This is a genomic window from Pseudomonas cremoricolorata DSM 17059 = NBRC 16634 (assembly GCF_000425745.1).
In the GTDB taxonomy this organism is placed as follows: domain Bacteria; phylum Pseudomonadota; class Gammaproteobacteria; order Pseudomonadales; family Pseudomonadaceae; genus Aquipseudomonas; species Aquipseudomonas cremoricolorata.
Genome location: NZ_AUEA01000010.1, coordinates 84,560 through 106,429, shown reverse-complemented (window position 1 = coordinate 106,429; position 21,870 = coordinate 84,560). Strand labels below are relative to the sequence as shown.

Here is a 21,870-nt window from a genome sequence, read left to right as displayed (position 1 = left end):
CCTGCCGCGTGGGTGAGCCAGACCGGTTCAGAACGTGTAGCGAGCGCCGACCATCATGCTCCGCGAAGGCCCGTAGAAGTTGAAGGTCGAGGTCGAGCCGACCCGGGAGAGGTAGTCACGGTCGAACAGGTTGTTGACGTTGAAGGTCGCGGTCAGCTTGGACGTGAGCGGGTACGACAGCATGGCGTCGACGGTGGCATAGCCCGGCGCGTCGATACGTACGCCGCCGTTCTCAGCGTGGAAGTTGCTCATCGCCGAGATCCCGCCGCCAATCGCCAGGCCGCTGAGCGGCCCCTGGTCGAGGGTGTACTTGCTCCACAGCGAGGCCTGATGGCGCGGCATGATGAAGAAGGTGGTCTCGGCATCGCCCTTGACCGTGTCGGTCTGCATCCAGGTGTAGCCGGCGAGCAGTTCCCAGTTGGTCGTGAGCTTGCCGCTGACCTCCACTTCCATGCCTTTGACCCGGGTCTTGCCCGTGGCCACCGAGTAGCCGGTATCCACGCCGTCTGCGTCGAAGGCCGTGGTGGCGCGGTTCTGGTCGGTGAGGTGGAACGCCGACAGGCGCGTGTTCAAATCACCTCCGTAGAAGCTGCTCTTGAGCCCGAACTCATACTGCTCGCCCTCACGCGGCTTGAGCACCCGGCCCTGGGCGTCGGTGTCGGATTGCGGCTTGTACACCTGGGAGTAGCTGGCATACAGCGCATGGGTGTCGGTCAGGTCATAGACCACGCCGCCATAGGGTGTGAAACGGCCATCCACGCGTTTGTCGTCAGTTGCCGTCGCACCGGTGCTCAGGGTGGTGGTGTAGAAGTCGCCGCGGTACCAGCTGAAACGGCCACCGGCGATCAGCGCCAGACGCTCGACCGGGCGCAACGTGACCTTGGAATAGAGGCCATATTCTTCCTCCTGCATGCCGGTCTCGGTGCTGTAGTTGGGCGACGGTTTGGCGAAGTCGGTGGGGCGGTAGCTGCCGACATCGATCACGCCGAGGTTGCTGGTGCCGTTGAGGTACTCGGTGTCGTAGTTCTTGTAGTCGCTGCCGACCACGAATTCACTGACCTGGCCGAAGGTGGCGAAGGGCTGGCTGTAGCTGGCATCCAGCGAATAGGTGTCCTGGGTGAAATCCCGGGCGCTGACCCGCTCGGAATTGGCCCCGGTGTTGGCGTTGGTGGCGGTGAAGGCGTACAGGTAGTCGGTCCTGCGCTGCGAACCGCGGGCGGCGATACGGCCATAGCCGCCATTGTCGAAACGGTGGGTCAGCTCGGCGACCAGGTCGGTGGTCTTGCCGTCGAAATGGTTCCAGTCGGCGCCGAGGAAGCGCGAGTGGCTGAAGTCCGGCACCTCGCCCGACAGACTGGCCGGGTAGCCGTTGTGCGGAACGATGTTCTTCACTTCATGGATCAGACCGAACGACAGCGTGGTGGCTTCATCGAGGTCGACATCCAGCGCGCCGTAGTAACTGTTGCTGGTGTTGGCGTTGTAGTCGACTTCGCCGTTGGTGTCGTCGCGCGAGGCGATGAAACGCCCACGCACCCGGCCTGCATCATCCAGCGGGCCGCTCAGGTCGATCTCTTCATGGTTGGTGTCCCAGGTGCCGTAGCTGGCGTCGACATGGCCCTGAAATGCTGCGGTCGGGCGCTTGCGCACCATGTTGACGATGCCGCCCAGCTCGCTGGTGCTGCTGAACAGGCCTGCCGGGCCGCGCATGATTTCCACGCGGTCGAAGGCCGCCAGCGAAGGCACGGTGCCGAAGATACTGCCCATCGGCGCTGGCAGGCCGTCGATGTTGTATTCGCTGTACTCGTAGCCGCGGGCGTAGATCGACGAGCGGCCGCTGTCGTTGGTCAGCGTGCGCAGGCCCGCGGTGTACTTGGCCAGGTCGTCCAGGTGCACGAACTGGCGATCCTTGAGGTAGTCCTGGGTGTAGACGGTGATCGACTGCGGGATCTCCTTGAGCGAGGCCGGGGTCTTGGTGCCGACGGTCGCGGCATCGACGCTGTAGCCGCCGGTGGCTTCGGAGGGCAGCATGTCGTACAGGCGATTGCCTTCGATGGTCAGCGCGGGCAGGTCCAGCGCGGGCTCGAGGCTGGTCTGCTCGGCAACCGTCTGCGCCAGCGCCGAGAAGGAAAATGGCGCCAGCATGCCCAACCACAGCCAGCCACGAATGCGTCCCGAGTTGCCCAAACCGTTGCTACCGCACATGCCCTGCTCTCCCCGCCCAAATGATATTGAATCGCAAACGCAACACGTTGCTTTTTGCGAAGATACCGAAGCCGGTACTGGGGTGCAGCAGGCTTAACCTTCTTAACCCTTGCGCCTGCGGGCAGCGATTGCCCTGCCTGGCCGACAGTGGGATGATCGCCAACTGATAAACATTCTCATAACCAGCCAACCATGCCGACCTCCCTCCTACTCGTCGAAGACGACCTGCGCCTGCGCCACGATCTGCGCGAGCATTTCCTCAACCGCGGATTTCAGGTACAGGACTGCGCCACCGGCACACAGGCGCTGGAGCAGGTGCAGCGGCGCACGTTCGACCTGGTGCTGCTGGACATCATGCTGCCCGGCATCGACGGCCTGAGCCTGCTCGACCAGCTACGCCGCGAGCAGGCGGTGCCGGTGATGCTGATGTCGGCGCTGGGTGCCGAGCAGGATCGCATCAGCGGCTTCACCCGCGGCGCCGACGATTACCTGCCCAAGCCATTCAGCCTCGCCGAACTGGATGCGCGCAGCGATGCCCTGCTGCGCCGCGCCGCCTACGGTCGTGAGACGGCGCGCGAGGCCCAGGGCAGCGGCTTGCAGTTCGATCACCAGGGTCAGGATGTCTTGCACCACGGCCGCGCCGCCGGACTGACCGCGTCCGAGTTCCGCCTGCTGGTGACCCTCAGCGCACATCCCGGCGAAGCCCTGAGCAAAGCCTTTCTTTACCAGACCGTGCTGTATCGGGCCTACACCCGCCTGGACCGCGGGCTGGATGTGCATGTGTGCAACCTGCGGCGCAAACTGGCCGACATCGGCGCGCAGCACCTGCAGATCCAGGCAGTGCGCAGCCAGGGCTACGTGCTGCTCGACGCCGGTCACGACTGATGCGGCGCCATCCCCTGCTGTGGAAACTGGCGGCCATTCAAGTGAGTTTCGGGCTGCTGCTGACCTGGCTGATCTGGACCTGGGGCTTGTCCGTCGAGCGCAGCAGCTACTTTCTCGCACCCGCCGATCAAGCCTACCTGGCCCGCTACGCGCAACAGGCCGAGCAGGCCTGGCAAGAAGGCGGCGCGACTGCCGTGGACGCGTTCGGCAAGCAACTGGCAGCAGCTGAAGACACCTGGGTGGCGGTGGTCGGTGCCGATCTGCAAAGCCTGGGCAGCACCGCGCTGAGCGCAGAGGAGTCGGCCAACCTGGCGTTCATGCGCAAGCTCGACTGGCCGCTGAGCCGGCGCCTGCAGGATCAACTGCCCTACGTCAGCATCGAGTTTCCCCGCCACCCCGAACTCGGCCGGCTGGTGTTGCAGCTACCCGAACGCTTGTTGCCCACTGGGCTGACGCCCTGGACCCACGTCGTCACCCACGGCGTGGCCCCTACCTTGCTGGCGTTGCTGCTGGGGCTGGCGCTTTATCGGCAACTGGTAGTGCCGCTCAACCGCCTGCGCGATCGCGCCGACGCTCTGCGCGCCGACAACCTCGACAGCCCGGCGCCTGCCTTGCAAGAGCGTCGCGACGAGCTGGGTGAGCTGGCCCAGGCCTTCGAACATATGGCCGCGCGGCTGCGCCAGAGCCTGGAGCAGCAGCGCCTGCTGCTGCGCACGTTGTCCCATGAACTGCGTACGCCGCTGGCGCGGCTGCGCATCGCCCATGACAGCGACCTGCATGGCGCGCAGTTGCGCGAGCGGGTCGGACGCGAAGTCGACGACATGCAAAAGCTGCTCGAAGACACCCTGGACCTGGCCTGGATGGACACCGAACAACCGCAGCTGGCGACCGAGCCGGTGCCCGTGCTGTCGGTCTGGGAAGCGCTGTGCGAAGACATCTGCTTCGAAAGTGGCTGGGCTCCTGAACGCCTGCCGTGCACCCTGGGGATCGACTGCCAGGTGCAGGCCCATCTCGACAGCCTGGCCCAGGCCCTGGAAAACCTGCTGCGCAATGCCGTCCGCCATTCGCCGGTCGCCGGCCTGGTCAGCCTGGAGGGCTGGCGCGAGGCCGAGTTCTGGCACCTGTGCCTGCGCGACCACGGCCCGGGCGTGCCCGACGCCGAGCTTGAGCGGATCTTCCAGCCCTACCAGCGCCTGGCCGACAGCGGCGCCGGGTTCGGCCTGGGTCTGGCCATCGCACGTCGCGCCATCGAGCTGCAGGGCGGCAGGTTGTGGGCCAGCAACGCCGACCCAGGGCTGCGCCTGCATCTGCTGCTGCCGGCCGCTGCGCTCGCCTGCGAGCGCTCTGTTTAGAGTGTTAATGCGCTTTACCGCTGCTCGCTGCCGACTATCATCGGGGGCCTTCGGCGACGCCTGTGTGGCGCTGCCCCTGACCGAGCGCCGTGATGCCCATCCTGATCCTGCCCCTGTTGCTGACGGCGCTGCTGTCACTGCTCGCCCCTGTCGCCCTGGCGCGACCTGACCCGCAGCAGCCGATGGACACTTCGCTGCTGCAGCGCCACGACCTGGGCTACCGCTTCAGCCAGCTCGATGTCGATTCGCTCGACGGCCAGCGGCATTACCGCCTGTGGATCGGCCGACCGGAGCGTCCGGCGCCGGCTGCGGGTTACCCGGTGCTGTGGATGCTCGATGGCAACGCAGCGCTCAGCGCACTCGACGCACAGCAACTGCAGCAACTGGCCGCAGGCCAGGCGCCATTGCTGGTCGCGGTCGGCTACCAAAGCGCGCAGCGTATCGAGCGCAGGGCACGCACCTTCGACTACACCCCGGCGCTGCCCGGGCAAGCGCAGCAGATCGACCCCCTGAGCGGTGAACCCAGCGGTGGCATCGACGCGTTTCTCGACCTGCTGACCCAGCGCATGCGCCCGGCGGTGGCCGCGCGAGCGCCCATCGACGCACAACGGCAGACCCTGTGGGGTCACTCCTACGGCGGCCTGGCGGTGCTGCACACCCTGTTCACCCGCCCCCAGGCATTCACTGACTACATCGCCGCCAGCCCCTCGTTGTGGTGGCACGACGGCGCGATCGCTGCCCAGGCGCAGGGCCTGCATCAGCGTCTCGGCACGCATGCCGCGCGTCTGGTGCTGATGCGCGGCTCGCAGGAACCGGCCACCCCCCAAGGCCCGCAACAGGCCGATGCGGAAGGGCCGATGCGCGCACTGCTCGATCAACTGCGTCAGACCCCAGGCCTGAGCGTACGCTTCGAACGCTTCAACGGCTTGAGCCATGGCCCGATGCTGCCGGCCTCGTTGCACTGGGTGCTGGAGCAGATGCAGCGCTGAAGCCTGTGCATCGGCGTGCGCGTCTGTGAAGCTTGTCACCTTGCGCCAACCCGGACTTGCCAGAACGCCACTGCCTGCCTGTATGCTTTACGGGTCTTCAGGGCGGGGTGAAAGTCCCCACCGGCGGTAAATCGAAAGATGAGCCCGCGAGCGCTCCGACCCGGTCGGAGGTCAGCAGATCTGGTGCGACTCCAGAGCCGACGGTCATAGTCCGGATGAAAGAAGGCGTAGGTCAGGTGCCGAGTTCGGCGCCTGCACGCGCATTGCGTTCGCCCCGAGACGTTCATCGAGCCATTACGAGGAGCGTTTCATGTCTACCCCGCATTTCCCCAACGTATCCGCCGCCATCGCCGCGTTCCAGGCCGGCCGGCCCGTGCTGCTGCTGGACGACGACGACCGTGAAGATGAAGCCGACATCATCGCCGCCGCAGAAAACATCTCGCTGCAGACCATGGCCATGATGATCCGAGACTGCAGCGGCATCGTCTGCCTGTGCCTGGACGAGGCCACCGTCGACGCCTTGCAACTGGCGCCGATGGTCGCCAACAACCAGGCCCGGCACGGCACCGGCTTCACCGTCACCATCGAGGCCGCCGACGGCATCAGCACCGGCGTGTCGGCACAAGACCGCATCACCACCATCTTCGCGGCGCTCGATTCCACCCCGCAGCACCGCCGAATCGTCAGCCCCGGGCATGTCTTCCCGCTGCGCGCGCGCAACGGCGGCGTGTTCACCCGCCGCGGCCACACCGAAGGCTCGGTCGACCTCGCCCGCCTGGCCGGCCTGCGCCCGGCGGCGGTGCTGTGCGAACTGATGAACTCCGACGGCAGCATGGCCCGCGGCGAGCAGGTGCAAGCCTACGCCCGCGAGTACCAATTGCCGGTGCTGACCATCGATGAACTGGTGCGCTATCGTCAGGCGCTGATGCAGCGGGAGGTTGTGGCGGGGTGAAGGGCGTTGGGCAGTGGTCGGGCTTGATCTGACCCGCCTGACTGGAACCTGTCTTGGCAAGCCAGCCCCTTCCTTTTCACGCCCGCCATGCACTTGGCGATCTCTGCGTGTGATCAAAATACAACCACTGCCGCCTTGGAATGGATGTACCGCAAGATTGGCAAGGGCAAACACCTCCAGTACGTGCGTTGCCCAAGAGCCGAACCCTGCACGGATACCCGGCACGTCGATCGACGTGCCGGGCTGCGTTACAGCTTCAGTCGTTGCTTGAGGAAGTCGTACAAACCCTGAGCACTCTTGCGGTAGCCGTCGGCGCTCAGGTGCACCAGATCGGGTCGGGCCAGGCCCTGGGCCTGCCAACGGGCAATAGAGCAAGGGCCGCCCATGTAGGCCTGCCAGTCCCAGAACAGCGCCTGGTGCTTGCGCGCGAGCTGGCGTTGAATCCGCACCACTGCGGCCAGCGGTTGTGGCTGGCGAGCTGCACAGCTGCCGGCGCGACGTTGCTTGATCGAATCCGGCGGGCCGACCAGCAGAATCGCGGCGCCTGGCATGTCGCGATGCAGGCGGGTCAGCGTGGCGTCCATCTGACTCTGGTACAACGCCAGGTCCAGGGTGTCATCGAAGGCTTCATTGGTGCCGTAGGCGAGGATGATCAGGTCGGGGCGCAGGGCCTTGAGGGTGTCCTGCCAGCCGGCTTGCCACTTGTCGACCACCTCCAGCCGCGCCCCGTTGATGCCTAACGATGTGTAGGTGACGCCGGCGTTCTTGCGACCCTGCACGTACCAGCCGCCCAGGGCCAGGCCCTGGCTCGCGCTAACGTTCAGTTGCGTCGGCAACCCGATGTTGTCCAAGGCCGGGCTCAAGCGCCACTGCCCTTGCGTGGCGGGCAGCGCGACACGCTGGCCAGCGCTGGCGCTGGCGCTGAGGCTGGCATCGGCACCGGCACGGTACAGCGCCGAAACCTGGTAGCGCCGGCTGTCGTCGCCCCGTGCTTGCAGGCTCACCGTCGAACGCGCCGCCAATGGCAACGAAAGATAGCCGCCCAGCGGGAACTGCTCGCTTTGCTCGTTGCGCGCCGACACCAACTGCCACTGACGAGCGCTGCTGTTGATGATCAGCCGGTCGCTGCGAATGCCCGGCACCGCACTGGCCGGCACCAGGCCGATACCACCGTCGCCGTAGCGCGCCTGCAACAACTGGCGCAGCTCGCCGCTGAACAGGTCGGCGGCGGTGTGCGAATCGCCCAACTGCACGATATGTACACCCGCCCGCTTGGCCGCGCGCAGTTTGCCGGCCAATACCGCCGCCGGCGTTCGCGGCGCAGCGGGCGCGGCGGCCACCGGTGCGAGGTTCGGCGCCGGCTTGGCGTGTCTGCCGGCGTCGGCGCTACAGCCCGGTGTGGCACTGAAGATCAGCGCTGCGGCGGCGAGGTGAAGCCATGGGCGCATGTCAGTGTCCTGTAACGATCAGGCCGGAAAAACCGATCAGGGCCATGAGCTGGCTGGCGATCATTTTTTGTCCAGTGATGGTGAAGTGAATGCCGTCGTCGCCGCGCACCTTGACCTGGGTACCGTCGGCGCCAGGCACGCTGGCGGAAAACTGCTCGTCGGTGTAGCCGAGGAACGGGTTGGCGGAAACGTAGTGCTGGCCGTATTGCCCGGTCTGCTGCTGGTACAGCTCGCTCAAGTAGGCCATGGCCTGAGACAGACGCGGCGTGCTCATGTTCGGCGGGCCGACCCAGATCACCTGCACGTGGTGGTCGCGCGCAGACTGCAAGATGGCGTCGATGCGCGCGCGGTAGGTCTGTTCCCACAGTGGCGACTTGAAGTACACGAACGGCTTGCCCTTGCCTTGCGGCATGTCCCACGGGTCGTTGGCGCCGAGGAACACCACCATCAGGCGGATGTGCGGGTGTTGCGCCAAGGTGTCAGCGACGGTGCGCGGCCAGTTGAAGAAGCCCGGGTACGACAGCCCGGTGCTTTGCCGACTGAGGTTGACGGTGCGCACCTTGTGCCGGCGCAACAGGCTGTTGGCCAGGTGCGGCGCGACGCCTTGCATCAGCGAGTCGCCGACCAGAAACACTTCATCGCCCTCGGCCAGGGTCGCCAGCACAGGCCGGTCGCTGGACAGCGCTGACGGCGCTGCGGATGCGGCCGGCTGCACCGGCAGCGGCGGTTGTGGCGCCGGCGCGGTGCTGACATCCACCGTGACCACCGGCGCGGTGGCAGGCAGGTTCACGGTTGGCGGCTGATCGGCCTGCTGCTCGCGGTCGCTCAGGCTGGCGAGGAAACTGTCGCGGCCTTCACCTAGTGCGGTGCTCAGATCCGCGCCCAGGCGCCACAGCGACCAGCCTCCCAACACCGGCACTTCGCAGCTCTGGTGGTATTTCTGCTGGCAATAGAGCTTGATCGAATCCTGGTTCAGCCAGCACAACAGCACGCTGACCACCAGCATGGCGTACAGCGTACGGGCGACGCCGAACGTGCTCTGCGGCGCGTCAGAAACTGGCATAGATGAACCCCGGCACACCCGATTGCGAGGCGAAAATCACCAGCGCGATGAACAGCGTCAACGGCAATGGATACAGCTGCCACGGCAGGCGCTGACTGGCGGCAAAACCCTGGCGCAGCATCGCCAGCCACTGCGGATAGGTGGCGACGAACAGCAGGAAGGCCAGAATCAGCGCGCCGCTGCTCGAGTGCAGGCCGGCCAGGCTCAGGCCGCCCAGGCCACTGAGCATGTCCCAGGCATCGTCCAGCGTTGCGCAGCGGAAGAACACCCAAGCCAGGGCTACGTAGTGGAAGGTCAGCAAGCGCGCCAGCAGCGCCGCGCCGGGCATGCGGGCAAAGCCCCAGACTTCCTGGCGAAACAACTTGAACAGCGCCAGGCCCACACCATGCAGTGCGCCCCAGACGATGAAGTTGAGGCTGGCGCCGTGCCACAGGCCCGAGACCAGCATCGCCACCAGCATGTTCAGGTTGCCGCGAAAGGCGCCTTTACGGTTGCCGCCCAGCGGGATGTACACGTAGTCACGAATGAAGCGCGACAGGCTGATGTGCCAGCGCTCCCAGAATTCCTTGAGGTTATGCGCGGCGTAGGGTGCGTTGAAGTTCGTGGGCAGGCGAAAGCCGAGCAGCAGCGCGATGCCGGTGACCAGGTCGGTGTAGCCGCTGAAGTTGAAGTAGATGAGGAAGCTGTAGGCATACACGCTGAGCAGAATCTGCTCGGCGCCGAAGCTGCCGGGGGTGGCGAACACTGGGTCGACCCACAGGCTGCCCAGCCAGGCACTGCAGAAAAACAACTTGAACACCGCCAGCGCCACCAGCCCGAGGGCACGCGGCGGTTCGAGGACCTCTCGTCGCTCGCTGCTGCGGATTTGCCCGAGCAGGTGATCGGCGCGGTTCACCGGCCCCGCCACCACGCTTGGAAAGAACGCCAGGTACAACGCCAGGTCCTGGGGCGCAGCAGGCTTCATCTCGCCGTGGTGGATCGACACCAGGTAACTGACCGAATGAAAGGCATAGAACGACAAGCCGATCGGCACCAGCAATTGCAGCACCGGCAACGACACATGCACGCCCAGATCGGCGAATGCAGCCTGCGCCCCTTCGACCAGGAAGGTCTGGTACTTGAACAGATAGAACGCGCCGAGCACCAGGCTCAGCAGCAGCAGGGGATTGAACCAGCGTCCCGGGTAACGCCCGGCCAGCAGGCCCAGCAGACAGACCAGCGCGCTGTAGCCCAGCAGGGTGTACAGCGAGGCCAGCCCGAAGCTTGCGACCAACCCGTAGCTGGCGCCCAGCAACAGCAGGTTCTGCCACTTCGGCCAGGCGCCCAGACCCCAATAGGCCACGAACAACAGCAGAAAACACAGGCCGAATTCGATCGAAAGGAAACTCACGACGCAGTCCGTTACGCGATAGAGAAGAAATGACTGGCAAACCCGTGCCGGGGCCGGTGCCAGAGCGCGGCGAGTATGGCAGAGGGCATCAGGGCTCACAATGAAAGGAATTTCCTGAAATCAAGAGGAAATCGGCTGTAGACCCTAAGGAAAGTGCAACAAGACGTAAGCGCGTAGCCATTTGCTACCCCTGTCCCGCTCTGCTAACGTCGCCGCGTTATATACGCCACCGAGACCAGCGCCATGGCCCGCAAGAAAACCCCTATCGATTTCGAACAATCCCTCGCGGAGCTTCAATCTGTGGTCGAGCGCTTGGAGAATGGGGAGCTGTCGCTGGAAGACTCGCTGGCCGCCTTCGAACAAGGCATCAGCCTGACCCGCGACTGCCAGGGCGCCCTCGCCCAGGCCGAGCAAAAGGTACAGATTCTGCTGGAGCGTGACGGCCAGCTCAGGGAGCAGCCGTTCGACCCGGAGCCCGAAGCATGATCGGCGCCTACCAGGCCAGCAGCCAGGCGCGCGTCGACGCGGCCCTCGAACCGCTGTTCCAGGCCCCGGCGCCTGAGCTGGAACGCCTCTACGCAGCGATGCGCTACAGCGTCATGAATGGTGGCAAACGGGTTCGCCCGCTGCTCGCCTACGCCGCCTGCGAAGCCCTGGACGCGCCGGCTGAACTGGCCAACGGCGCGGCCTGTGCGGTCGAGCTGATCCACGCCTATTCGCTGGTGCATGATGATCTGCCGGCCATGGACGACGACGATCTGCGCCGCGGCCAGCCCACCACCCACAAGGCTTTCGACGAAGCCTGCGCGATTCTCGCTGGCGACGGCCTGCAAAGCCTGGCGTTCGGCGCGTTGCTCGACCCGCGCCTGAGCCCGCAGAGCGACAGTATCCGCCTGCGCATGGTGCAGGCATTGTCGGCCGCAGCGGGCCCTGCCGGCATGGTCGGCGGGCAGGCCATCGACCTCGGTTCGGTGGGCCTCAAGCTCGATCAACACGCTCTGGAGTTCATGCACCGGCACAAGACCGGCGCGCTGATCGAAGCCAGCGTGCGCCTCGGCGCCCTGGCCAGCGGACAGGCTGACGAGCAGCGCTTGCAGGCATTGCAGGTGTACGCCCGGGCGGTGGGCCTGGCATTCCAGGTGCAGGACGACATCCTCGATGTGGAAAGCGATACCGCGACCTTGGGCAAGCGCCAGGGCGCCGACATCGCCCGTGACAAACCAACCTATCCGGCATTGCTCGGCCTGGCTGCGGCCAAGGCCTATGCGATCGAACTGCGTGACCAGGCGCTGGTCGCAGTGCAAGGGTTCGGTGAATGCGCCGAGCCACTGCGAGCCTTGGCCCGCTATATCGTCGAACGCCGCCACTGAAGGGTTGCCGAACATCACCCAGGTGCAGTGCCGAGCGGCGCTCGCTCAGCGCTGAACCGCGGTGGATATTGGCCGGTACGCTCCACTGAGCGGCGCCCAGTGCAGGGGGCAGGTTTTCCCTCAATGGGGTAAACTGCCGCGTCTTCAAACCTATAACGACTCGCCTGATGCCCACGACGTTTCAAGAGATTCCCCGCGAACGCCCGGTCACGCCGTTGCTCGACCGCGCCGACACGCCTGCCGGCTTGCGCCGCCTGGCCGAAGCCGACCTGGAGACCCTGGCCGACGAGTTGCGCCAGGAACTGCTCTATACCGTGGGCCAGACCGGCGGGCACTTCGGTGCGGGCCTGGGCGTCATCGAACTGACCATCGCCCTGCACTACGTCTTCAACACCCCCGATGATCGGCTGGTGTGGGACGTCGGCCACCAGGCCTATCCGCACAAGATCCTCACCGGTCGCCGCGAGCGCATGCTCAGCCTGCGCCAGAAGGACGGCATCGCCGCCTTCCCGCGCCGTGCGGAAAGCGCTTACGACACGTTCGGCGTCGGCCATTCCAGCACCTCGATCAGTGCCGCACTGGGCATGGCCATCGCTGCCCGCCTGCAGGACGACCCGCGCAAGTCCATCGCCGTGATCGGCGACGGCGCGCTGACCGCCGGCATGGCCTTCGAAGCGTTGAATCACGCCCAGGAAGTCGACGCCGACATGCTGGTGATCCTCAACGACAACGACATGTCGATTTCGCGCAATGTCGGCGGCCTGTCCAACTACCTCGCCAAGATTCTCTCCAGCCGCACCTACGCGAGCATGCGCGAGGGCAGCAAGAAGGTGCTGTCGCGCCTGCCTGGCGCCTGGGAAATCGCCCGCCGCACCGAAGAGTACGCCAAGGGCATGCTGGTGCCGGGCACGCTGTTCGAAGAGCTGGGCTGGAACTACATCGGCCCCATCGACGGCCACGACCTGCCGACGCTGATCGCCACGCTGCGCAACATGCGCGACCTCAAGGGCCCGCAGTTCCTGCATGTGGTGACCAAGAAGGGCAAGGGCTTCGCCCCGGCCGAAGTCGACCCGATCGTCTACCACGCCATCACCAAGCTCGAACCGCTGGACAAGCCGGCGGTGCCGAAGCCAGCCGCGCCGAAAGCGGTCAGCGGGCCGAAGTATTCCGGCGTGTTCGGCCAGTGGCTGTGCGACATGGCCGCGGCTGACCCGCGTCTTGTCGGCATCACCCCGGCGATGAAGGAAGGCTCCGACCTGGTGGCCTTCAGCGAGCAGTACCCCGAGCGCTACTTCGACGTGGCGATCGCCGAGCAGCACGCGGTCACCTTCGCCGCTGGCATGGCCTGTGAAGGCGCCAAGCCGGTGGTGGCGATCTATTCGACCTTCCTCCAGCGCGCCTACGACCAGTTGATTCACGACGTCGCGGTGCAGAATCTCGATGTGCTGTTCGCCATCGACCGCGCCGGGCTGGTGGGCGAAGACGGCCCGACCCACGCCGGCAGCTTCGATCTGTCGTACCTGCGCTGCATCCCCGGCATGCTGGTGATGACCCCAAGCGACGAGAACGAACTGCGCGCGATGCTCACCACCGGCCACCTGTACGACGGTCCGGCGGCGGTGCGTTATCCACGCGGCACTGGGCCGAACGCGCCGATCAGCGCAGAACTGCAGCCCCTGGAAATCGGCAAGGGCGTGATTCGCCGCCAGGGCAGCAAGGTCGCCCTGCTGGTGTTCGGCGTGCAACTGGCTGAAGCGCTCACGGTCGCCGAGGCGCTCGACGCCACGGTGGTCGACATGCGTTTCGTCAAACCGCTGGATGAAGCCCTGGTGCTGGAGCTGGCCGCCTCTCATGAGTTGCTGGTAACCATCGAGGAAAACGCCATCATGGGCGGTGCCGGCTCGGCGGTCGGCGAATTCCTGACACGCGAGGCGGTGCTCAAGCCGCTGTTGCAGTTGGGCCTGCCTGATGTTTACGTCGAGCACGCCAAACCTGCGCAGATGCTGACTGAGTGCGGTCTGGATGCCGCGGGGATCAAGGCGTCGATTGAAGCCCGTATGGCCAGGCTAGGCCTGTAATAACGCTATGGGAGCGGCCGGCCGGCCGCTCCTACACGGTCCCCTATGAAACGACCTGCCCTCGCCACCCTGCTCTGCCTGCCCGGCACCTTGTTTGCCGTAGAACCTGATCGTGACGAGGCGCTGAAGCTGGCCGATGTCGTGATCAGCGCCAACCGCCAGGTCGAGTCGCGCAGCACCAGCAGCGCCGCCAGCACGGTGTTCACCCGCGCCGACATCGACCGCCTGCAACCACCCGGGGTCACCGACCTGCTGCGCCGGGTGCCAGGCGTGCAGGTGGCGCCGACTGGTGGCCGCAGCAGCGTCACGGGCATCTTCCTGCGCGGCACCAAGACCGCCCAGGCGCTGGTGCTGGTCGACGGCGTACGCATCGCCAATGCAACCTCCGGTGACAGCGGCCTGCAGTTTCTCGACATCGACCAAGTCGAACGGGTCGAAGTACTGCGCGGTTCGCGCTCGGCGGTGTACGGCAGCGACGCCATCGGCGGCGTGATCCAGATCTTCACCCGCCGCAGCAGCGGCCCCGGCCTGCAACCGCGCCTGCACCTGGCCGCTGGCAGCCAACACACCTGGCAGCGCAGCCTGGGGCTCTCCGGCGGTGACGACGCCACCCGCTTCAACCTCGGCGCCAGCCTCGATGAAAGCGCGGGCATCGACGCCACCGGCCCATCGTTCGCAAGCGACGCTGACCACGAGGCGTACCGCAATCGCTCGCTGAACCTGAGCCTGAGCCACGCCTTCAACGAACGTTTCGAGGCTGGGCTGAACCTGCTCGACAGCCAGGGCCGCAGCGAGTACGACAACCCCTACGGACGCTTCGACCCGGTCACCTTCGACAGCCTGGCGCAGAAACCGTACACCGACTTCACGGTCAGCAGCCTGGGCAGCTACCTCGATGCGCAATTGAGCGAACGCTGGCACAGCCGCCTTGAGCTGGGCCATAGCGAGAACCGCAGCGAAGGCCGCGACAAGCTCAGCAGCGAGCGTTCGGCGTTCAACACCTACCGTGACCAGCTCACCTGGCAGAACACCCTCACCCTGAGCGAGCAGCACAGCCTGTCAGTGGGTGCCGACGGTTATCAGGACCGCGTCCACGCCAGTGAACGCCTGGACCGCAACAGCCGCTGGAACCGCGCTGCGTTCATTCAGCACCGCTTCGAAGGCGAGCACTTCAACACCGAATTGGGCGTGCGCCGCGACCAGAACCAGCAATACGGCGGGCAGACCAGCTGGAGCGCCAGCCTGGGCGTGCCGCTGAACCTGGCCAACGACCTGCTGGTTTCCTACAGTGAAGGCTTCCGCGCGCCGACCTTCAATGACCTGTACTACCCCGGCTTGAGCAATCCGGGACTGCAACCGGAACGCTCGAAGAGCGTCGAGCTGCAATGGCGCAGTCAGTTGAGCAGTAGCAGTCGCCTGGAAGCCTCGCTGTACCGTACCGAGCTGCGTGATGCCATCGTCTTCGCCGAACGGCAACCCGAGAACGTCGCTGCCGCGCGCATCAACGGTTTCGAACTGAGCCTCGACCAGCGCTGGGGCGCCTGGCAGAGCCAGCTCGGCCTGGCGCTGATCGACCCGCGCGACCGCGACAGCGGGCATACCCTGGCCCGTCGTGCCCGCCGCACCCTGAGCCTGGACCTCGACCGACAGTTCGATGCCTTCAGTGTCGGCGCCAGCTGGCAGGCGGTCAGCACCAGCTTCGATGATGAAGCCAACCGGCGGCGCCTGGCGGGTTATGGCTTGCTTGGACTGCGCGGGGAATGGGCTGCGAGCCCTGCGCTGAAGCTGCGCCTGAGCCTCGACAATCTGTTGGACAAGTCGTACAGCCGGGCCTTGTACAGCTTCGATGGCGCCCACTACGGCTATCGCGAAGAGGGCCGCACCTGGCTGATGAGCGTTACCTGGACGCCGGCGCTGTAGTTTCGATCAGGGCGCAGAGCTTGGCCGTCGCCTCGATCATCTGCCCGCTGGGCCGCTCGATGCCGTTGTCCGGCACCACCAACAAGCGGGCATGGGCAACCGCATCGACCTGCTTGCGGGCCTTCCAGGCGTTGAGCTGGGCCTGATCGTTGCCCAGGATGACCTGCGGATCACGCTCGATCACCGACTCGACACTGACCATCGGCGCGGGCTGGTCGAGATCTTCGAACACATTGCGCGCGCCGCACACGCGCAGGGCATCGCTGATGATCTGTTGGCCACCGAGGGTGTACAGCGGGTTGTCCCAGACCTGATAGAACACCTTCAGCGGCTCGGCGCGACGGTACTGCGCACGCAGCGCCTGCAAGCGCGTGCGTAGTGCGGCGGCGTGCTGCCTGCCTTGCTCGGCACGGCCGACCCGCACGGCCAGCGCTTCGATCTTGTCGATCAGTTGGTCGAGGTCACGCGGCACGATGGCCAGGCTGGCAATGCCCAGGTTGTGCAATTGCTTGAGCTCGGCGGGCGACACCCCGCCCTCCCACAGCAGCACCAGATCAGGCTTGAGGCTGACCAGTCGCTCCATGTTCAGCGAGCCGTAGGTGCCGACCGAGGGCAACTGCGGCAGCGGCGCTGCAACGCCCTCGGCGTCGACCACACCCACCAGCAGTTCCTGGGCACTCAGTTCGATCATCATTTCGGTGAGTGCCGGGGCCAGGCTGACCACCCGCGACGGCGCGGCGTGGACGCTGAACGCGCAGAGCAATGACAGCCCGAGCAACGACCGCGCAACGCAGTGGCGGGCGCGGCCTGTCATGGCCGGGAGATTCACCCCTGTGGCACTTCGCCCTGATGCTCGTTGCCCATCATGTGGCCGAGCTTGCCGGCCTTGGTGGCCAGGTAGTGCAGGTTGTGCGGGTTCTGCCCGGTGTGCAGCGGCACACGCTCGGCCACGGCGATGTTCATGCTGGTGAGGGCGTTGACCTTGCGCGGGTTGTTGGTCATCAGCCGCAGCGAACTGACACCCAGGTGTTCGAGCATCGGCAGGCACATGGCGTAGTCGCGCTGGTCGGCGGCAAAGCCCAGGCGCTCGTTGGCCTCGACGGTATCGGCACCGCCATCCTGCAGCTCGTAGGCGCGAATCTTGTTCAGCAGGCCGATGCCACGGCCTTCCTGACGCAGGTACAGCAACACACCTCGGCCCTCGCGGGCGATGGCCTGCAACGCCGCCTCCAGCTGTGAGCCACAATCGCAGCGCTGGCTGAACAACGCGTCGCCCGTCAGGCACTCCGAATGCAGGCGCCCCAGCACCGGCTGACCATCGGCAATGTCACCCAGGCTGAGCACGACGTGCTCGCGGCCAGTGGCTTCGTCGAGAAAGCCATGCATAGTGAAGGTTGCAAAGGGCGTCGGTAATTTTGAGGCGGCGACAAAGACGACGGGCACGTTGTGCTCCTGATGGGTAACTAGGGGGTTCACGTGCGGCGATTGTATCAGCAGACCCGGCAACTGTGCGCAGGCTACTGCGGCTGGCTGTTGGCGGTGAACGGGTACGGCTGCTGCCAGCGCTGGAAGATTGGCTTGAGCTCTCCGCTGCGCACCAGTTCAGCCATGCGCCGATCGAACAGCTCCAGCAGTGGCCGGGCCTCGGCGGTATTGGCGAACGCCAGGTACAGCGGCAGTTCGGCGACGTGCGTGCGGCGAAAACGCCGCGGCTCGGCGGCGTGGCCCAGCACGTAGTCGACCTCGGTCAGGGCGTCGATGTAGAAGTCGACGCGGTGATGCTCGAGCATCGGCAAAATGCCTTCGCGGCGCTGCACCTCGCGGCCATTGCTGACGTTTGGCAGATAGCGCGCGTAGTCGTAGCCGCGCACCCAGGCCAGGCGATAGCTGCCGATGTTCTCGGCGCTCGGCACAGGCCCGTCGACCAGGCCCAAGGCATAGATGTGATCGACATCGAAGTGCCAGCGCGGATACAGGTTGTCGGCATTCTCAGCCTTGTACGAGCCGACCCAGGCATCGGCCTCGGCGCGCCTGACCAGGCCGATGGCACGGCTGTACGGCGCGGTTTGCGCCACCACCTTGACCCCAGCCGGCTCGAACACCTTGCGCAGCACGTCCCAGGCCAGGCCACTGCCATCGGCTTCGGTGTACTGATCCCAGTCTTCGCTGACCAGAATGATCTGCGCGGGCGGCGCAGCACACGCAGCACCTGCGCAGAGCATCATCAGCAGCGCCAGCAGAACCGCTTTCATCCTCGACCCCTTCTAGTACGACAGCGTCTGCACCTGTGCCTGCGCATGCAGCCAAGCGAAGACTGCAAGCGGCGAATCGTCAAGCGTGCCGCGCCTCTCGCCACGGCACGCGCAACAGCCTTCAGGGTGCCCCGTGGAAATGCTGATAACCGCGTAGCACCGGCGTGACGTCACGCCCTTGATCGTCGACTACGCTGACCCCGTGACCCGCCAGCACCCGGCCAATCACATGAATCCCTGGCACCGCATGAGCCAGGCCGGCCAGCTCGCCAGGCGGCAGGGTAAACGCCAGCACGTAGTCATCACCGCCACTGAGCGCCGCCTGCAACGCGCCCTGCTCGCCCAGCAGCGCCTGCAATGCCGGCGACAGCGGCACCCGCTTGCGCTCGATCTGCAACGCCACTGCCGAGGCCTTGGCGATATGCCCACAGTCGGCCAGGAGACCGTCAGAAATGTCCAGCGCCGCACTGGCCCGCCCGCGCAGTGCCTGGCCCAGGGCCAACTGCGGCGGCGGTGACCAGTAATGCGCCAGCAGCGGCGCGCTGATGTGCTGGGCCGCCGTTTGGCTGCCGAGCACCAGCGGCAACGCACCGGCCGCATCGCCCAGGTTGCCGCCCACGCACAGCAGGTCGCCCGGCTGCGCGCCGCTGCGGCGCAGCGCCTGGCCATGCGGCACACGACCGAACACGGTTAGGGTCAGGCTCAGCGGGCCACGGGTGGTATCCCCTCCGACCAGGCTCAGCCGGCATTGCCCGGCCATGCACTGCAGGCCCTCGGCAAAGGCCTTGAGCCAGGCAGCGCCGACATCGGCAAGGGTCAGGGCGAGGGTGAAGGCCAGGGGCGTGGCGCCCATGGCGGCAAGATCACTGGCAGCAACGGCCAGCGCGCGCTGGCCGAGCAGGTAGGGGTCGGCATCGTGGGGAAAATGCACCCCTGCCACCAGGGTGTCGGTGGACACCGCCAGGTGCTCGCCAGGAGGCACCTGCAGCAGGGCGCAGTCGTCGCCGATCCCCAGCGCCACGCCCTCGCCACCTTGCGCACAGGGCGCCGCAGCGAAGTAGTGGTTGATCAGCTCGAACTCACCCATTGAGCGTCAGCGCCGTGCTCAGCGCTTGTTCGCCTTGACTTCGACTTCACGCAGCGTCGGCGCCAGCTTGTCGAGTACGCCGTTGACGAACTTGTGTCCGTCGGTCGCACCGAACACCTTGGCCAGTTCGACGCCTTCGTTGATCACCACGCGGTACGGCACATCGACACGCTTGAGGAACTCCCAGGTGGACAGGCGCAGAACCGCCAGCTCCACCGGGTCGAGCTCGTCCAGGGCGAGGTCGAGGCAGGGCGTCAGGGCGGTATCGATTTCCACCTTGCTGGCGGGGACGCCATGCAGGATTTCGCGGAAGTAGGCGCCATCGACATCGGAGAAATCGTTATCGACCCGGAACTGCGCTTCGATCTCGTTCAGCGAGTGCTTGGCCATGTGCCACTGATAAAGCGCCTGGGTCGCGAGCTTGCGGGCTTCGCGGCGCTTGGCGCTTTTCGACGGCTTGCCGGCATCCGCAGGTTTTGGATCGCGCGGGTTGAAACGATCGCTTTCGTCGCTAATCACTTGGCCTCCAGCTGCGCCAGCAGACTCACCATTTCCAGGGCCGACAGAGCAGCTTCGGCGCCTTTGTTGCCGGCCTTGGTGCCGGAACGCTCGATGGCCTGTTCGATGGAATCGACGGTCAGGACACCGAAGGCCACCGGCACGCCGAACTCCATGGAAACCTGGGCCAGGCCCTTGGTGCATTCACCGGCCACGTATTCGAAGTGCGGGGTACCGCCGCGGATCACCGCACCCAGGGCGATGATGGCGTCGTATTCGCCCTGCTGTGCGACCTTCTGCGCCACCAGCGGGATTTCGAACGCGCCTGGGGCACGGATCAGGGTGATTTCGCTTTCGCTGACGCCGTGACGCACCAGCGCGTCGACCGCGCCGCTGACCAGGCTTTCGACGACGAAGCTGTTGAAGCGGCCAACCACCAAGGCATAGCGACCTTTGGGGGCGATGAAGGTACCTTCGATGGTCTTCAGGGTCATTCCAGAGTTCTCATATTCAGTAGCGAGGCCGCGCTAGGCGGCCTCGACAGGGTTTCGACTCGAGCTTCAGGGCGTAGGCCGCGCCTGGCGTCACTCGGAGGGCACGTATTCTACAACTTCCAGATCGAATCCGGATATCGCGTTGAACTTCATCGGCGAACTCATCAGGCGCATCTTGCGCACGCCGAGGTCACGCAGAATCTGCGAACCAGCACCGACGGTGCTGTAGGTGGTCGGGGTCTTGACCGGGGCTTCGCCGGCGCTTTCGCGGATGTGCGAGAGCAGCACGTCACCCTCCAGCGGATGGCCCAGCAGCAACACCACGCCACTGCCGGCCTCGGCGACGGCAGCCATGGCCGCGCGCAGGCTCCAGCGGCCCGGTTGCTTGACCAGCAGCAGGTCGCGCAGCGGGTCCATGTTGTGCACCCGCACCAGGGTCGGCTGTTCGCCATTGATGTCGCCCAGGGTCAGCGCCATGTGCACGTCGCCTTCCACCGAATCACGGTAGGTGACCAGGTTGAACTCGCCCAGCTCGCTTTCCACCGGCTGCTCGGAAACCCGCTGAACGGTCCGTTCGTGGATCATGCGGTAGTGGATCAGATCGGCGATGGTGCCGATCTTCAGGCCGTGCTCGGCGGCGAACACTTCCAGCTCGGCGCGGCGCGACATGGTGCCGTCGTCGTTCATCACCTCGCAGATCACCCCGCTCGGCTCGAAGCCGGCCATGCGCGCCAGGTCGCAGGCCGCCTCGGTGTGGCCGGCGCGAGCCAGGGTGCCGCCGGGCTGGGCCATCAGCGGGAAGATGTGGCCGGGGCTGACGATGTCTTCGGCCTGGGCATCCTTGGCCGACGCCGCCTGCACGGTGCGCGCGCGGTCAGCGGCAGAGATGCCGGTGGTGACGCCTTCGGCCGCTTCGATGGACACGGTGAACTTGGTGCCGAAGCCCGAACCATTGCGCGGCGCCATCAATGGCAGCTTGAGGGTTTCGCAGCGCTCGCGGGTCATCGGCATGCAGATCAGACCGCGGGCATGCTTGGCCATGAAGTTGATGTGCTCGGCCTGGCAGCATTCGGCTGCCATGATGATGTCGCCTTCGTTCTCGCGGTCTTCGTCATCCATGAGGATGACCATCTTGCCTTGACGGATGTCTTCGACCAGTTCTTCGATGCTGTTGAGCGCCACGCGGCACCCCCTTCTCAATTCATTCAGGATTTCAAGAAGCCGTTGGCGGCCAGGAAGCTTTCGGTGATGCCACTGCCCTTGCTCGGTTCGGCAGCCTTGTCGCCCAGCAGCAGACGCTCCAGGTAACGGGCCAGCAGGTCGACCTCAAGGTTGACCCGACGCCCAGCGCGGTAGTCGGCCATGATGGTTTCGGACAGCGTGTGCGGGACGATGGTCAGCTCGAACTCGGCGCCATCGACTTCATTGACCGTCAGGCTGGTGCCGTCAACGGTGATCGAACCCTTGTGGGCGATGTACTTGGCCAGCTCCTTGGGTGCACGCACGCGGAACTGGATGGCGCGGGCGTTATCGCTGCGCGAGATGATTTCGCCGACACCGTCGACGTGGCCGCTGACCAGGTGACCGCCCAAGCGGGTGGTGGGCGTCAGGGCTTTTTCCAGGTTGACCCGGCTGCCGGTCTTGAGGTCGACGAAGGCGGTGCAGTCGAGGGTCTCGCGGCTGACGTCGGCCCAGAAACCGTCGCCGGGCAGTTCGACGGCGGTCAGGCACACGCCATTGACCGCGATGCTGTCGCCGAGCTTGACGTCGCCCAGGTCGAGCTTGCCGGTGTGCACGTAGACGCGCACGTCGCCGCCTTTGGGGGTCAGGCTGCGGATGCTGCCGATGGATTCGATGATGCCGGTGAACATGGTGTCTTCCTCGGGAACA

At 65.8% G+C, this 21,870-nt stretch carries 20 protein-coding genes and 1 riboswitch; of the genes, 8 read left to right on the top strand and 12 right to left on the bottom strand.

The genetic code is table 11. The features are described from left to right. Positions 1-27 precede the first annotated feature (27 nt). Complete coding sequence (locus H618_RS0113065) at positions 28-2,202, bottom strand: TonB-dependent siderophore receptor (protein WP_028695480.1); 2,175 nt, start codon at positions 2,200-2,202, stop codon at positions 28-30. A gap of 192 nt (positions 2,203-2,394) precedes the next feature. On the opposite strand from H618_RS0113065, the gene H618_RS0113060 reads away from it, so the two are divergent. The 4 genes from H618_RS0113060 to ribB all read left to right on the top strand — a co-directional run bounded on the left by H618_RS0113060 (position 2,395) and on the right by ribB (position 6,380). After that, on the top strand, positions 2,395-3,087 hold the full coding sequence (locus H618_RS0113060) for a response regulator transcription factor (RefSeq protein ID WP_028695479.1): 693 nt from the start codon (positions 2,395-2,397) through the stop codon (positions 3,085-3,087). Continuing rightward, positions 3,087-4,439 carry a HAMP domain-containing sensor histidine kinase gene (locus H618_RS0113055; RefSeq protein ID WP_028695478.1) on the top strand — a complete coding sequence of 451 codons (1,353 nt, stop codon included), beginning with the start codon at positions 3,087-3,089 and terminating at the stop codon, positions 4,437-4,439. The genes H618_RS0113060 and H618_RS0113055 overlap by 1 nt, the downstream gene beginning before the upstream one ends. 92 nt (positions 4,440-4,531) lie before the next feature. Further along, positions 4,532-5,428, top strand: a complete 897-nt coding sequence (locus H618_RS0113050) for an alpha/beta hydrolase (protein ID WP_033727671.1) — start codon at positions 4,532-4,534, stop codon at positions 5,426-5,428. Positions 5,429-5,517: 89 nt separating this feature from the next. Further along, positions 5,518-5,659: riboswitch (FMN riboswitch) on the top strand. A 79-nt stretch (positions 5,660-5,738) separates the two neighbouring features. Then, entirely contained in the window at positions 5,739-6,380 is a 642-nt protein-coding gene (gene ribB, locus H618_RS0113045; protein ID WP_028695476.1) for a 3,4-dihydroxy-2-butanone-4-phosphate synthase, read from the top strand. A 248-nt stretch (positions 6,381-6,628) separates the two neighbouring features. On the opposite strand, the gene H618_RS0113040 is transcribed toward ribB, so the two are convergent. Genes H618_RS0113040 through H618_RS0113030 form a run of 3 tightly spaced genes read right to left on the bottom strand, consistent with a single transcriptional unit; the run spans position 6,629 to position 10,281 of the window. Continuing rightward, on the bottom strand, positions 6,629-7,828 hold the full coding sequence (locus tag H618_RS0113040; RefSeq protein ID WP_028695475.1) for an SGNH/GDSL hydrolase family protein: 1,200 nt from the start codon (positions 7,826-7,828) through the stop codon (positions 6,629-6,631). A gap of 1 nt (position 7,829) precedes the next feature. Then, positions 7,830-8,891: an SGNH/GDSL hydrolase family protein gene (locus tag H618_RS0113035; protein WP_028695474.1), complete on the bottom strand. Its 1,062-nt coding sequence runs from the start codon at positions 8,889-8,891 to the stop codon at positions 7,830-7,832. Continuing rightward, positions 8,878-10,281 carry an MBOAT family O-acyltransferase gene (locus tag H618_RS0113030; RefSeq protein WP_028695473.1) on the bottom strand — a complete coding sequence of 468 codons (1,404 nt, stop codon included), beginning with the start codon at positions 10,279-10,281 and terminating at the stop codon, positions 8,878-8,880. The genes H618_RS0113035 and H618_RS0113030 overlap by 14 nt, the downstream gene beginning before the upstream one ends. Positions 10,282-10,524: 243 nt before the next feature. Between H618_RS0113030 and H618_RS0113025 the strand changes: the two genes are divergently transcribed. The 4 genes from H618_RS0113025 to H618_RS0113010 all read left to right on the top strand — a co-directional run bounded on the left by H618_RS0113025 (position 10,525) and on the right by H618_RS0113010 (position 15,649). Continuing rightward, positions 10,525-10,767 (top strand): exodeoxyribonuclease VII small subunit, encoded by a 243-nt coding sequence (locus tag H618_RS0113025; protein WP_028695472.1) that lies wholly within the window; start codon positions 10,525-10,527, stop codon positions 10,765-10,767. Next, a complete protein-coding gene (locus H618_RS0113020; RefSeq protein WP_028695471.1) occupies positions 10,764-11,651 on the top strand; it encodes a polyprenyl synthetase family protein in 888 nt (295 codons plus the stop codon). The genes H618_RS0113025 and H618_RS0113020 overlap by 4 nt, the downstream gene beginning before the upstream one ends. A gap of 167 nt (positions 11,652-11,818) precedes the next feature. Next, positions 11,819-13,729 carry a 1-deoxy-D-xylulose-5-phosphate synthase gene (gene dxs / locus H618_RS0113015; protein ID WP_028695470.1) on the top strand — a complete coding sequence of 637 codons (1,911 nt, stop codon included), beginning with the start codon at positions 11,819-11,821 and terminating at the stop codon, positions 13,727-13,729. Between the two features lie 45 nt (positions 13,730-13,774). After that, positions 13,775-15,649 (top strand): TonB-dependent receptor plug domain-containing protein, encoded by a 1,875-nt coding sequence (locus H618_RS0113010; RefSeq protein WP_028695469.1) that lies wholly within the window; start codon positions 13,775-13,777, stop codon positions 15,647-15,649. Here H618_RS0113010 and H618_RS0113005 read toward each other — a convergent pair. The 8 genes from H618_RS0113005 to H618_RS0112970 all read right to left on the bottom strand — a co-directional run bounded on the left by H618_RS0113005 (position 15,627) and on the right by H618_RS0112970 (position 21,851). Then, positions 15,627-16,463, bottom strand: coding sequence for a cobalamin-binding protein (locus H618_RS0113005; protein WP_033727685.1), 837 nt, complete (start codon positions 16,461-16,463; stop codon positions 15,627-15,629). The genes H618_RS0113010 and H618_RS0113005 overlap by 23 nt on opposite strands. A gap of 11 nt (positions 16,464-16,474) precedes the next feature. Further along, on the bottom strand, positions 16,475-17,092 hold the full coding sequence (gene ribA, locus H618_RS0113000; RefSeq protein WP_028695467.1) for a GTP cyclohydrolase II: 618 nt from the start codon (positions 17,090-17,092) through the stop codon (positions 16,475-16,477). Positions 17,093-17,166: 74 nt separating this feature from the next. After that, entirely contained in the window at positions 17,167-17,901 is a 735-nt protein-coding gene (locus tag H618_RS0112995) for a substrate-binding periplasmic protein (RefSeq protein WP_028695466.1), read from the bottom strand. A 121-nt stretch (positions 17,902-18,022) separates the two neighbouring features. Further along, positions 18,023-18,988, bottom strand: a complete 966-nt coding sequence (gene thiL, locus H618_RS0112990; protein ID WP_028695465.1) for a thiamine-phosphate kinase — start codon at positions 18,986-18,988, stop codon at positions 18,023-18,025. Between the two features lie 18 nt (positions 18,989-19,006). Next, positions 19,007-19,507 carry a transcription antitermination factor NusB gene (nusB, locus tag H618_RS0112985; protein WP_028695464.1) on the bottom strand — a complete coding sequence of 167 codons (501 nt, stop codon included), beginning with the start codon at positions 19,505-19,507 and terminating at the stop codon, positions 19,007-19,009. Then, complete coding sequence (gene ribH, locus H618_RS0112980) at positions 19,504-19,980, bottom strand: 6,7-dimethyl-8-ribityllumazine synthase (RefSeq protein WP_028695463.1); 477 nt, start codon at positions 19,978-19,980, stop codon at positions 19,504-19,506. The genes nusB and ribH overlap by 4 nt, the downstream gene beginning before the upstream one ends. Positions 19,981-20,070: 90 nt before the next feature. Next, positions 20,071-21,162, bottom strand: a complete 1,092-nt coding sequence (gene ribBA / locus H618_RS0112975; protein WP_028695462.1) for a bifunctional 3,4-dihydroxy-2-butanone-4-phosphate synthase/GTP cyclohydrolase II — start codon at positions 21,160-21,162, stop codon at positions 20,071-20,073. A 23-nt stretch (positions 21,163-21,185) separates the two neighbouring features. After that, a complete protein-coding gene (locus tag H618_RS0112970) occupies positions 21,186-21,851 on the bottom strand; it encodes a riboflavin synthase (protein ID WP_028695461.1) in 666 nt (221 codons plus the stop codon). Positions 21,852-21,870 lie beyond the last annotated feature (19 nt).